The organism is Nitrospirota bacterium, from assembly GCA_023229435.1.
Classification (GTDB): domain Bacteria; phylum Nitrospirota; class UBA9217; order UBA9217; family UBA9217; genus JALNZF01.
In genome coordinates this window covers 362,348-375,384 of record JALNZF010000001.1, presented here as the reverse complement: position 1 = coordinate 375,384, position 13,037 = coordinate 362,348, and the positions used below count along the sequence as shown (strand labels likewise).

The window sequence follows — 13,037 nt, the reverse complement described above, 5'->3', positions numbered from 1 at the left end:
AATTATATTTAGCAGCAACCTATCGACTCAGCGGTATTCCTTCTGGACCTTCTGCCCTCCTCCGAGACCGGAGCGCCCAAGCATTTGAGTGAGTTCGTCCGGGTTCGACGAACGGCCGATACAGTCTTCATACGAAATTATTTTTTTGGTATAGAGTTCATACAGAGACTGATTAAGGGTCATCATGCCGAACTTTGACTGGCCGGTCTGCATAATGGAATAGACCTGATGGATTTTGTCCTCCCGGATAAGGTTCCGGATAGCGACATTCGGGATCATGACCTCCAGAGCGAGAATTCTGCCTCCGCCTATCTTCGGTATGAGCTGCTGGGACATGACGCCTTCAAGAACGAACGAAAGCTGTGCCCTGACCTGGGATTGCTGGTGAGGCGGAAAGACATCAATGATACGATTCATCGTCTGCGCAGCGGAGTTCGTATGGAGTGTCGCGAACGTAAGATGTCCTGTTTCCGCTATGGTCAGGGCCGCTTCAATGGTTTCGAGATCGCGCATTTCTCCCACGAGCACGACATCGGGGTCCTGCCGGAGAATATATTTCAAGGCGTCCTTGAACGATTTGGTGTCAGCGTTTACCTCCCGCTGATTTACCAGGCATTTTTTATGCGGGTGGAGATACTCGATCGGATCTTCGATGGTGATGATATGTTCCTGACGCTCGCTGTTTATCTTATCGATCATCGAGGCGAGTGTCGTCGACTTGCCGCTGCCCGTGGGCCCGGTGACGAGAACGAGTCCTCTCGGTTTTTTACAAAGGTCGGAGACTATTTCCGGAAGACCCAGCTCCTGGAACGTTTTGATCTTGAAAGGAATGGTCCTGATCGCAGCAGCCACGGCGCCGCGCTGCACAAACATATTTGCGCGAAAGCGGGACAGGTTCTTAACGCCGAAGGAGAGGTCGAGTTCGCTGTTCTCTTCAAACTTGTGCTTCTGGGCATCGGTGAGGATGCTGTAACAGAGGTCCTTGGTCTGAGAGGCGCTCAGGGGTTCCAATCCGGGTATCAGTTTTATCTTGCCGTCAACGCGGATCGACGGCGGAATCCCCGTGGTAATATGGAGGTCGGATGCGCCTTTTTCTATCATAAACTTGAGCAGATCGTGCAGGTTGGCCATAGGAAGAACCCCTTTTTTTGAATACTATTTTATACTTCACGCTCTCGACGTCCGCTAATTTTTATCAGGGAATGTGTTCTCAACCACTTCTTCCAGCGAAGTCAATCCAGCCTTCACTTTCAACAGTCCGCTCGCCCGAAGGGTCTTCATTCCTCCGTTGACGGCCGCTTTTTTGAGATCGAAGACCGATGCGCCTTGCAGGATGAGCTCCTTGATCTCGTCCTTGAGAGGCATGACCTCGTAGAGCGCCACCCTGCCCTTATACCCGGTCTGATTGCAAATTTCGCAACCTTCGCCCCGGTAGCTTACGATGGACTTGGCCTCTTCCGGATCGAACCCCGCGTCGATAAACGTCTCAACCGGCAGTTTTTGCGGCTTCTTGCAGTTCTGGCAGGCCTTCCGTACAAGCCGCTGGGCAACGATAAGGATCACTGCCGAAGAAACCAGGAACGGCTCAACACCCATGTTGAGCAGGCGGTTGATGGTGCTTGGGGCATCATTGGTATGCAGCGTGGAGAGCACGAGGTGGCCGGTAAGAGCTGCCTTGACCCCGATCTCCGCAGTTTCATAGTCACGGGTCTCTCCCACCATGATGATATCCGGGTCCTGACGGAGAAAGGAACGGAGCGCAGCGGCAAAGTTGAGCCCGATCTCGTCCTTCATCTGGACCTGATTGATGCCCATGAGGTTGAATTCCACCGGGTCCTCAGCGGTCATGATATTTTCGGAATCGGTATTCAGTTCGCTCAGCGCCGAGTAAAGGGTCGTGGTCTTGCCGCTTCCCGTCGGGCCCGTCACCAGCACCATGCCGAACGGTTTCCCGAGGGCCTCCTTAAAATCCACCAACTGGTCCTCATCAAAGCCAAGCTTGGTCATGTCGAGCTGAAGATTCGACTTGTCGAGCAACCGCATGACGATCTTTTCCCCGAAGAGGGTCGGAAGGACGGAAACACGGAAGTCCATGACCTTGTTCTTGCTCATCTTGAGCTTGATCCTGCCGTCCTGCGGAAGTCTCCGCTCGGCGATGTCGAGGGACGACATGATCTTGATACGGGAAATGATCGCATTCCTGATCTTGAGGGGAAGACCCATGACCGTTTTCAGCACGCCGTCGAGCCGGTACCGCACCCTGAACTTTTTCTCGTAGGGCTCAATATGGATGTCGCTCACGCCCGCCTTTGCCGCCCGGAGCAGAATACCGTTCACGAGTTTCACGATCGGCGCTTCAACTTCTCCCGACAACGCGTCCAGCTTTTCATCTTCAATGACCTCGAGTTCATCGACTGCGCCATGAACGAGGTTATCGAAATCATCGACGTCAACCTCTCCGCCGGTATCGATATCATCGACAAAAGCGTTTTCATCGACCGATTCGTCCATCGCATAATCTTTGGCGTCCAGGGAGATCTTTTTCTCTTCCCGGGGTTGTGCCGCTTGTGCAATCCCGCCGCTTTTGGCGGCAACGAGGGACTTGGCGCCGGAGCCGTAATATTTTTTGACCGCTTCAACAATCGCGCCTTCGGTTGCCACAACCGCCTCGACATTATAGCCGGTCATAAATTTGATGTCGTCAATGGCGAATATATTGGAGGGGTCGACCATGGCGATGGTGATCGTGGCGCCGGCGCGATTGATCGGCATGATGCGATATTTCTGGGCTACTTCCGCGGGAATATGTTTTATGACGGCGGGATTGATCTCAAATTTGCTCAAGTCGACATAGGGGACGCCATACTGTTTGCTCAGGAACGTCATCAGTTTGTCTTCCTGCACAAACTGCATCTTCACCAGGATAGAGCCAAGCCTGCCGCCCTGGCTTTTCTGCGACGCGAGCGCTTTCTGCAACTGGTCTTCCGTGATCAGACCCGACGATACCAGCATCGAGCCGAGTCTTCCAGACATCGCCATAAGGGCTCCCTTAAAAATAAAAAATTATATTCTTTATATTACTTGAATAATGAATGCATGTCAAGACGCCAGACATTCTTTCCCCCGATTTTATAATGTGTTATCGTATCTGCCTGGCAAGTGCGTTCTTCATGACCAGGACCGGCGCTTTCCCCCCGGTCCATATTTCTAAGGCGATAACACCCTGGTATAAAAGCATGCCGAGACCGGATAGTCTCTTGGCGTGCCGCTTCTTTGCCACATTCAAAAGTGCGGTTTCCGGAGGGTTATAGACAAGATCACAAACGAGATGATTTCTCGTGACGAACTTTGCGGGTATCGGCAGGGGGTCCGTTTTCTTAAGACCGAGCGGAGTGGCATTGATCAGACAATCGGCATCAGCCGCATGTTCCGAGAGCGACTCCTGTCCTATGGTTATTGCCGGCACCCCGGTCTTTTCCCGGATATCATTCGCGAGCACAGATGCTTTTCGGGCATCAAGGTCTCGAAAGACGATCTCAGCAGCGCCGGCAAGCGCCAGACTGAAGCTCACGGCGCGGGCCGCACCGCCCGAGCCGATGAACAGAAATTTTTTCCCTTTAGGATCCAGATCCCCATGCTCCCTGAGAGACCGCAGGAACCCTCTGCCGTCGGTATTGTGGCCGATCAGCCGCCCTTTTCTGATCTCGATTGTATTCACCGCGCCGATCAGCCGCGCCTCTTCAGAAAGTTCATCAAGAAAGGCAAGCACGCGTTCTTTGTGCGGGACCGTGACGTTCACTCCGCGGAGACCGAGAGGAACTATTGCTCGCACGGCATCCGCCAGGCCCCCGGGAGGGACCGCAAAGGGCACGTAGCAGGCATCCATACCGAGTTTTTTGAATGCGCTATTATGCATCCCCGGCGAGAAGGTGTGCTCCACAGGGTGTCCGAATATGCCGTAGATCGACGTCTTTCCTGAAATCATCAGAAGCGCCTCCCCTTACCACGCAGCACGTTGACCAGTTCACTGAAGGTATCTGCTTTCAGTACCCTGACAGAGAGCGCCTGCTCCAACTGTGCGAGTTGCATGTTGTCAAGGAACAGGTCTTCATCTTCCTTCAGCGCACTGGAGGGTATCAGAACGAGGTCTCCCAGACGCTTACCCTTGAGCGCCCGGAGAATGTCCTGTCCTGTCAAGAGCCCTGCAACCGTAACCGAAGGCCCGAAAAAACCGTTCTGCGCGATCACCAGTCTGATTGTTGGTCCTTCAACCGTTCTGAACCGCTCAAGGGCGTGTTTGAGAATACGGCCGAATGATACCCCGGTAACCAGGGTCAATTTCATCGGCGTCGTTTTTATCGGGATCCGGGTGCGTGATACATCACGCAGAAATTCGGACACCATGCCCACGCCGTTCTCTCTCTGGGGAAGTTCCTCGTAAAAAGACAGCCGGGGGAACGGCTCTCCCGCCTTGATGAAGAATTCATCAGAAGCAAAAACAAGCCGGGTCCCGAGCTGTCGTTTGAACCGAGACCCGAGTTTGGCAATACGTTCGATCACCGCACGCGCCTCGGACCGGGTAAACGACCTGAGGCGAAATAACGTTTTTCTGAATGACGTTATTCCAACCGGGACTACTGCTATGGAAGCGACCGCCGGGAAAAGACCGGACAGATCGTCCAGCGTCTTCTGCAAGCGATCGCCGTCGTTGATCCCGGGGCACAGAACGATCTGCGTATGCATCATAATTCCGCCCGAGGCCAGACGCTTCATGCTCGCCAGGATATCAGGCGCCTTCCTGTTTCCCAGCATGAAGGTACGGAGCGGGTGGTCCGTGGTATGAACGGAGATATAAAGCGGAGACAACCGCTCACGAAAGATCCTCTCCCAGTCATTTTCTGAAAGGGCGCCGAGCGTAATATAATTTCCGTGCAGGAAAGAAGCCCGGAAGTCGTCGTCCTTTACATACAGGCTTTTCCGGCAACCGGCCGGCATTTGATCGACAAAGCAGAAGATGCACCGGTTATGGCACCGGGTGATGCGGAACGGAGAGAACTCCAGCCCGAGGTTGTCGTCAGGGTCTTTCTCAATAAGGAGCTTTTTGGCCTTGCCGTCCTTTGTATGAAACGCAATAACGATACGTTCTTCAGCGACCCAGAAACGGTAATCGATAACGTCATGGACGTCTTTCCCGTTCAAAGAGTCAAGCACGTCCCCCGCTTGCAAGCCCAGTTCTTCAGCAATACTGCCCGGCAGGATATGTTCGATCTCGAGCAATCAGGGTCTCTTCTTGGAAGCGAACATGAAATCAACGTACCCGTTTATCTGCACCATCGCCTCATCGGAAACCTGACGCAATTTCCGCAACATCATGATTTCATCGATGCTCAGGATCTTTTCCAGGTAACTGGTCTGTTCTTCGGACAGCGGAAATTTTCGCTTTCCCCGCTTGAACTTCGCCTGCGATGGGGAAAGGAAAAATCCTTTGACCTCGTCCGGGACCTTTTCCTGGTGGGCCGCAAGAACGAGCATGGACTTGTCCAGCCCCAGCTTGTTCGCGATCACCATGAGCGTCGAGTCCTTCGGTATGTGCCCTTTATTGATCGTGACCCGCAGAAGCTCAGGGCTGATGCCGAGCACTTTCGAAGCGTCCTTAAGATTTTTGAAGCCTTTCTTTTCCAATGCCTGTCTGATCATATCAGATATCTTCATTCACGACCTCCGTGTAAAAGTATCAATGCACTATCAGCTGACGATCCGGGTTCCGCGCACGATGTACTGTATTCCTGAAACCAGCGTGAATACGGCCGTTGTCCAGTGCAGGACGTGTGTCCCCGCCGGCTCTTTGCCGAATGCCTTCAGGAGCAGCGATAGCGTTACCACGAGCAGCTGCAACACCGTGGTGGCCTTGCCGATGAACGATGGCTTGGCCTTCAAATCGTGCCCCAAAAAATAGATAACAAGGCTGCCAAGGATCAGGATCACATCCCTGCTCACCACAATTATGACGAGCCACACCGGGAGCATCTTGAGCAGCACCAGGGTCACGAACGCTGAAAGAATAAGCAATTTATCCGCGATCGGATCAAGAAGCGCGCCCAATTCCGTTATGGAGTTGGTAACTCGCGCGATCAATCCGTCGAGCGCATCGGTCACGCAAGCAGCGACGAAAACAGCGAGTGCCGACCGGTAATAATCGTAGATCATTAAATTAATAAAAAACGGGATGAGGACAATTCTGATGAGAGTGATATAGTTAGGAAGGTTCATCGCCACCCCGTTAAACACGGTTAATGAGAACAAATATAAACATATTTATTTGTATTGTCAACCTTTACTTTTTGTTTATTTGTTCACATTAGTTTTTGGACAGGGTTTGATGTGATGTATTATCCTGTAATGCAGGGATGGCTGCCGGTTTGTGAAAAAGTCAGTCCATGCGTCATTGAACAGGTTGCAAGATGGAAGGTGGAATTCCTGCGTTAAAGATGGGGGGTTATATTACCCTATTGTTAAATTAGACCGTCATTCCGGGCTCGACCCGGAATCCAGTGGTTTATGCAGGTTTTTCCTGGAATTCCGCTTCCGCGGGAATGACGCTTAGATGACGTCTTTTCAATTTATTTATGCAAGCCTCAAGAATGCTTTTCCAAACCCGTTCATTACTGAGAATGTTCCCTCTTCAAAATAACAGGCGCTTAAAACTTATAATTCACCCCGATACTGCATGCGGTCTCATCCACGAGCCTTACTTCAACATTAACGCTCAAGTGTCTTGGTACGATGTTAATATCGGCGCCAAGAAAAGCACCGAGGTTTTTGTCGGCATCAGCATTTACTGTTTCATCGTAAGAATAAGGAACACCGCTGGTTCTGCCGCTCACGCTGGTTTCGTTCTCCAGGTTCATATCTGAATACTTGACGCCGAGATAGGGACCGATCGGTCCAAAAAACTGCTGCGCATACAGGGCACCTTGCCACTCCTCGACGTTGGTCTTTGTTTCATAGGAGGACGGGGTTTCGAAAAACGCCCTGTCAAGGCCGTTGACGCTGTAGTTTCCGCTGACTGTATAGGTCAGATACTGGATATCACCCATGATCTTTAAACCACTGGAGAACTGATAAAAGCCTAATTTGGCACCGCCGCCCCATGCAAAATCGGCTTCTCCATCAAATTCCAGGTCCCGGTCAGTACCGGCTGCTACCACATGATTTGCTTTCCACAGTACATCCGCGATCCCCATTTTGAGAAAAAGATCCAGGTCTATGTCCTGATGAAATCCAAAGGTGCCTTTTACAAGGACGCGGTTGGACTCCATCTTGAAATCATTGATGCTGCCACCTGAGGCAGGAAAGGATGTGGTGGTGATGGCCCCGTTTACATTCCTCGTCCTGTCGCCGCTATTTATGCTCAGGTCCCTGTTGAATACCCTTTCGTACTCCACGCCGACGGAAACCTCCCCTCCCCCTCCCTGGCTTGAGGCGATATTCCCGATTGTGGATGCATCTGCGGTAAAAGGCAGGCTTACTAATGCAATTAATCCGAACAAGATTGCAGGTATTGTCTTCCTGGTCATTTATACTCTCCTCTACCAGAAGTAAATCAACTACTCCGCCGCACGCGACGGGGTAGTTGATACAGATTCAGCTGATACCTTCGCGCACATTGAGAACATGATACACAAAACGATTTAATTAATACTCACAAAAGTCGATGTTTTGTTTTTGGAGCCGTTTGGCGTGGTCACCTCAACCGTCACCGTTGTCGAATCAGCAGTCGTGTCTACCGGAACACTCACGGTAAATTCAAAAAATGTTGGCCCAACCGGAATGAAATTATCATCAACAACGTATTCCGACGGGATTACGGTTATTACATTTGTGGTGGCTGTCGTGTTTGTTGGTGCCGATGCAATTGTGGATGCCGTCGCTATTATCTTAGTCCCACCTTGGAGTTTATTTAAATTATAATCTCCAACGATTATTTTGAATGAACCACTGCTTCCCTTGGTAATGCCTGTTGTGGGGGCAACTGCAAAATCGTCCTTATTGAAGGTTGCACTGCAGGTGGAAGCAATATCCGTGGTAAGGTTATAACATTTGTTAGCGTCAGGTTGAGGAAGAAATACTGGTCCGCCGCTGATGACGATCGGAGCAGTTTCCCAAATCGTTTTGCTCTGTTCGCATCCCGATGTTTGGCAGTCAGGACCATCCCACTTCACATTAGGGCCATCAAACGAGCCATTATGATTTGTGTCTATATAGAGTTCAAACGGGTGTCCAAAGGTCTGTCCGTCATCTCTTACTCCATCGTCATTCACATCATAGAACGGGTCACCCGGTATGTCTACAAATCCTTCAGATCTGTTCCCACCAGGTTTCCCGGTATCAGTGCATTTTTCGCCTTGCTGTACATACCCCGCGTACCCGCCCGCTGTTCCTCCATCGCATTCACAGATGATGGAATTACCATACGGGCATTTGTCGTTTTTATAAGAACGGGTAAACAGTCCGTCGAGGTTCTCATCGAGGAATGTTTCCTCACCCTTCGTGGCTGCGATGATTGTGCACCATCCATCCCTCGGGTTATAGGTACGACTACCGTACGTACGATAGGGTTCATTGTCTCCATCAAAATACCGGGAAAGAGCCTCTCCTGCCAAAACGCGCAATACATCCTGGGGAATGGGATCCTGGGTCCTGAAAACAACATTAGCCTCGCCGGTGTCGCCCGGAGTACTATCAATGCCGCTCACGTTGGTACCAGTTACTCCTCCCGTTATTCCCTGAGCGTCAATGGCCCCTGATTCTGCATAGAAGGAAACGGATGTCCCGTTCATCACATTATAGTTTCCGAACCGGTCGCCCAAGAATGCCATAACTGTGGATTGAAGGCCCGACCAGCTAAGTCCTTCAAGATTAACAGGCGTCCTGGCTATGTTAAAGTGAGCCGCAGACGGGACACCGCCGCCGATGGATATCGGGGTTGCGGACGAAGATATCGGAACGCCGTCAATCAAAGTGGTAGCAACAATAGTGACTGTCCCGGCTATTGATCCGCTGTGCAGTATAACCGTTACATTGCCGCTTACCGTTACGGCAGTGGCTGTATTGGGTGTTGAATCTATCTCGCCTATATACTCTCCGCCGTTCGGACCAGCCATCGTAAAGCTGACCGATGCGCCATCAACGGGGCTTCCGTTCAGATCGCTCACCAGAAACGTGATGAAAGAGATCTCCTCTCGACCCACGCCTTTTATCCCTATGATCGAGGGAGTGGCTGATATGAACTGTATACTGCCTGTTGCAACTGCTCCTCCGGGAACAGTTCCGACAGTAAGGGTGGTATTGTTGAAGCCGAAAATCGATGTGGCGGTGATTGTAACAGCACCTGAAATACTACCCGCGGTAAATGTCGTGGTTGCGACCCCGTTGGCGGTAGTTACTGTTGAGTTGGACAAACTGCCATAGTCAGCGGAACTCAGGGAAAAAGTGACTGCGGTCCCATCAGGGACCGGGTTGCCATCGCTATCATTTACGGCGACGGTAATCGTTGAGGTTCCGTTAACGGTTATGGAAGACGGGGTTGCAACAACCGCTATATTTTCATTGGGTCCCGCGCTGCCACCGCCTCCGTCGCTGCTCCCGCCTGACTTCTTACTGCACGAGGCCAAAGACAAAAATAATATGATCAGCGCTCCAACTATCAGAGTGATCTTAAAAAATGACATTCTACCTTTCATTGTCCCCTCCTGTTTATAAATCCATTAAATAGTTATTGTGATTAAAGAAACGTCATTGAGATTTATTGCCGGATGCGTTGTCCTGCTAAGATTCATTGTATTAAATATCATTGCCTTGAGGATGTCAAGAAAATATTATCAACAGCGGAACGATATGAGGCGCTATCAGATTTCGAAAAAAAGATAACTAAAGTGTTGCATGAGTTACGAAATAAAATCCGATGATATGTGGAGCCATCTGCCGGAGTCGAACCGGCGACCTACTGATTACGAATCAGTTGCTCTACCAGCTGAGCTAAGATGGCCTGAGGAGATAAAGGAATTGAGTAAAACAAACTGAACAAGCGTTGTTTATACAACATTATCTCATTTGCGTCAAGAAAATCTTTCGGAATCTAACTGTACAGCTTATGACATCCATAGCGCGGCCTCTGGCTGCAAACCAATCCCCCCTCACCTCGATCCTCTCCCTCCCCCGATAAGAGCATTCGAGGGCAGGCTCTATGATTGAGGATGCAAACCGCCCTTATCACCATTCTCCCATTGTCTTTCTTATGCAGGTACGCTATACTCCCTTTCCATGAGCACGAGCAATAATTCAAAAACCACTTTTTATATTATCGACGGCAATTCCTATATTTACCGGGCGTTTTACGCAATACGGGGGCTCAGCAATTCTGCCGGTTTGCCGACGAACGCGGTCTTTGGTTTTGCGAACATGCTCTTAAAAGTAATCAAGGACAAAGCGCCGGCATTGCTTGCCATCGTGTTCGATCCCAAGGGTCCGACCCGCAGACATGGTGAATACAAGGAATACAAGGCCCACCGGCCTCCCATGCCCGGAGACCTCATCCCCCAGATCCCTTATATCCACAAACTGGTGGAGGCCTTCCGCATCCCGGTTTTCGTGATCGAAGGTCAGGAGGCCGACGATGTGATCGCCACCCTCGCCCGAAATGCGGAATCGCATGGCATGGATATCACCATCGTCACGGGTGACAAGGACCTCCTCCAGCTCGTGGGACCCCGGATAAAGGTGTATGACACGCTCAAGGACAAGGTCTACGAGCCCGCGGATGTGGAAGAGCGCTTCAGCGTGCCGCCCGACCGCGTGGTCGAGATCATGGGCCTCATGGGCGACGCATCGGACAATATTCCCGGCGTGCCCGGCATCGGCGAGAAGACCGCACAGGTCCTGATCAGGCAGTACAGGACCATTGAAAACCTGCTCGCCCACACGCACGAGATCACCAAACCGAAGTTGAAACAATCGCTCATTGAATACGCGGACCTCGCGCGCCTGAGCCGCGAACTGGCGATCCTGCATACCGATGTGCCGATCGAGATCAGCTATGACGACCTGAAGCTCAAGGCACCTGACGGTCCTGCCCTGCTCAGGATCTTAAAAGAACTCGAATTCACCGCATTGCTGAAGCACGTCATCCAGGAACCCGAACAGGACGTGGAATATCGCACGATCCTTGAGGAAAAGGATCTTCAGGACCTGATTCGCGCCCTTTCCTCAACGGACGAATTCTGTTTTGATACCGAAACCACATCGCTCGATGCCATGCAGGCCGAACTGGTCGGGATCTCGTTTTCCATCCGGCCCCACCAGGCATATTACCTGCCGCTCGGCCACCGCTACCCTGGCGCTCCAAAACAGATCAGCCTCGAACACGCGCTGGACGCGCTCAAACCGGTCATGGGAGATCCCGCGATCCGGAAGATCGGGCAGAACATCAAATACGACCTGCTCGTGCTCGGGCATTATGGGATACCGGTAAAGGGCATCTCCTTCGACACCATGATCGCGTCCTATCTCCTGAACCCGGGCAAGGCCTCCCATGGGATGGACGCGCTTGCGCTCGAGTATCTTAATCATAAGACCATCACGTATGCCGACGTCACGGGGTCAGGGAAAAAGCAGATCGGATTTGCCGAAGTTGATGTGCAGACCGCGACCCGCTACTCCGGTGAAGACGCGGACATAACGCTCCGGCTGAAACAAACGCTCGCCCCCCTGCTTCGGGAGCAGGACCTGGAAAGGCTTTTCTCTGACATGGAGATGCCTCTCATGGAGGTCCTGGTCGACATGGAGCGCGTCGGCGTGAAGATCAATGCCGAATATCTTTCGCTCATGTCGAAGAAGCTGGGAATTGACATGGCGGGCATCGAAAGGAGCATTTACGAACTGGCAGGAACGGAATTCAACATCAATTCTCCGAAGCAGCTCGCGGAAATCCTGTTCGTGAAATTAAAACTTACGCCGACCAAGAAGACCAAAACCGGATTCTCGACCAATGTGGACGTGCTCGAAGCTCTTGCTCCCCTTCATCCCCTGCCGGCGGAGATCCTCAAATTCCGCACGCTTTCGAAGCTCAAGTCGACCTATATCGACGCGCTGCCATTGATGATCAACCCGAAAACGGGCAGGCTCCACACCTCGCTCAACCAGACCGTGACCGCGACCGGCAGACTTTCAAGCAGTGAACCGAACCTTCAGAACATCCCCATACGCACCGAAGTGGGACGGGAGATCAGAAAGGCATTTATCGCCGAACACGGCGCGAGCCTGCTCTCCGCCGATTACTCCCAGATCGAGCTGCGCGTCCTCGCCCACATGAGCAAAGACCCGGCACTGATCAAGACCTTTCAGAATGATGAAGACGTCCACACCCGGACCGCCTCGGAGATCTTCGGGCTCACCCCTGAAGAGATCACGCCCGAGATGCGGCGCAAGGCCAAGGCGGTCAATTTCGGCATCATCTACGGCATATCGGCGTTCGGCCTGGCGCAGGACATCGGGGTCTCGAATGCCGAGGCAAAGCGATACATAGACAATTATTTTGCCAGATATCCGAAAGTCCGCGAGTTCATAGACAGGACCATCAGGGACGCGACGACGAACGGCTACGTCTCAACGCTCTTTAACCGGCGCCGCTTCATCCCCGAACTTGCGTCATCCACGGTGGCGGTGCGGAATTTCGGTGAGCGTATGGCGGTCAATACGCCCATTCAAGGGACCGCCGCCGACCTTATCAAGCTGGCAATGATCAATGTACAGAAGCGGATCACGCGGGAAAGCCTCCAATCAAAAATGATCCTCCAGGTGCATGATGAGCTGGTATTCGAAGTGCCGGACCGGGAGAGAGAACCGATGAAAAAGCTGGTCAAGGAAGAAATGGAAGGAGTGCTCGCGCTTTCAGTCCCGATCAGGGTGGATATGGGCGTGGGCAAGAACTGGGATGAAGCGCATTGAAACCGCATAGCGCAAAGAGCATGGCGCAGAGC

9 protein-coding genes and 1 tRNA gene are annotated in these 13,037 nt (G+C 51.9%); 1 reads left to right on the top strand and 9 read right to left on the bottom strand.

Going from position 1 to position 13,037, the window contains the following annotated elements:
- Positions 1-27: 27 nt before the first annotated feature.
- The 9 genes from M0R70_01585 to M0R70_01545 all read right to left on the bottom strand — a co-directional run bounded on the left by M0R70_01585 (position 28) and on the right by M0R70_01545 (position 10,048).
- Positions 28-1,131 (bottom strand): type IV pilus twitching motility protein PilT, encoded by a 1,104-nt coding sequence (locus tag M0R70_01585; GenBank protein ID MCK9418052.1) that lies wholly within the window; start codon positions 1,129-1,131, stop codon positions 28-30.
- A gap of 54 nt (positions 1,132-1,185) precedes the next feature.
- Complete coding sequence (gene pilB / locus M0R70_01580) at positions 1,186-3,033, bottom strand: type IV-A pilus assembly ATPase PilB (protein MCK9418051.1); 1,848 nt, start codon at positions 3,031-3,033, stop codon at positions 1,186-1,188.
- Positions 3,034-3,139: 106 nt separating this feature from the next.
- Complete coding sequence (locus M0R70_01575; GenBank protein ID MCK9418050.1) at positions 3,140-3,985, bottom strand: shikimate dehydrogenase; 846 nt, start codon at positions 3,983-3,985, stop codon at positions 3,140-3,142.
- Positions 3,985-5,277: a DUF512 domain-containing protein gene (locus M0R70_01570; GenBank protein ID MCK9418049.1), complete on the bottom strand. Its 1,293-nt coding sequence runs from the start codon at positions 5,275-5,277 to the stop codon at positions 3,985-3,987. Before M0R70_01570 ends, M0R70_01575 begins: the two co-directional genes overlap by 1 nt.
- On the bottom strand, positions 5,278-5,712 hold the full coding sequence (locus tag M0R70_01565) for a helix-turn-helix domain-containing protein (protein ID MCK9418048.1): 435 nt from the start codon (positions 5,710-5,712) through the stop codon (positions 5,278-5,280).
- A 33-nt stretch (positions 5,713-5,745) separates the two neighbouring features.
- Positions 5,746-6,270: a CDP-diacylglycerol--glycerol-3-phosphate 3-phosphatidyltransferase gene (gene pgsA, locus M0R70_01560; GenBank protein MCK9418047.1), complete on the bottom strand. Its 525-nt coding sequence runs from the start codon at positions 6,268-6,270 to the stop codon at positions 5,746-5,748.
- A 428-nt stretch (positions 6,271-6,698) separates the two neighbouring features.
- Positions 6,699-7,577, bottom strand: a complete 879-nt coding sequence (locus tag M0R70_01555; protein MCK9418046.1) for a hypothetical protein — start codon at positions 7,575-7,577, stop codon at positions 6,699-6,701.
- A gap of 114 nt (positions 7,578-7,691) precedes the next feature.
- Complete coding sequence (locus tag M0R70_01550; protein MCK9418045.1) at positions 7,692-9,743, bottom strand: hypothetical protein; 2,052 nt, start codon at positions 9,741-9,743, stop codon at positions 7,692-7,694.
- Between the two features lie 229 nt (positions 9,744-9,972).
- Positions 9,973-10,048, bottom strand: a tRNA-Thr gene (locus M0R70_01545).
- Positions 10,049-10,323: 275 nt separating this feature from the next.
- Here M0R70_01545 and polA point away from each other — a divergent pair.
- Complete coding sequence (gene polA, locus M0R70_01540) at positions 10,324-13,005, top strand: DNA polymerase I (protein MCK9418044.1); 2,682 nt, start codon at positions 10,324-10,326, stop codon at positions 13,003-13,005.
- Positions 13,006-13,037: the final 32 nt, after the last annotated feature.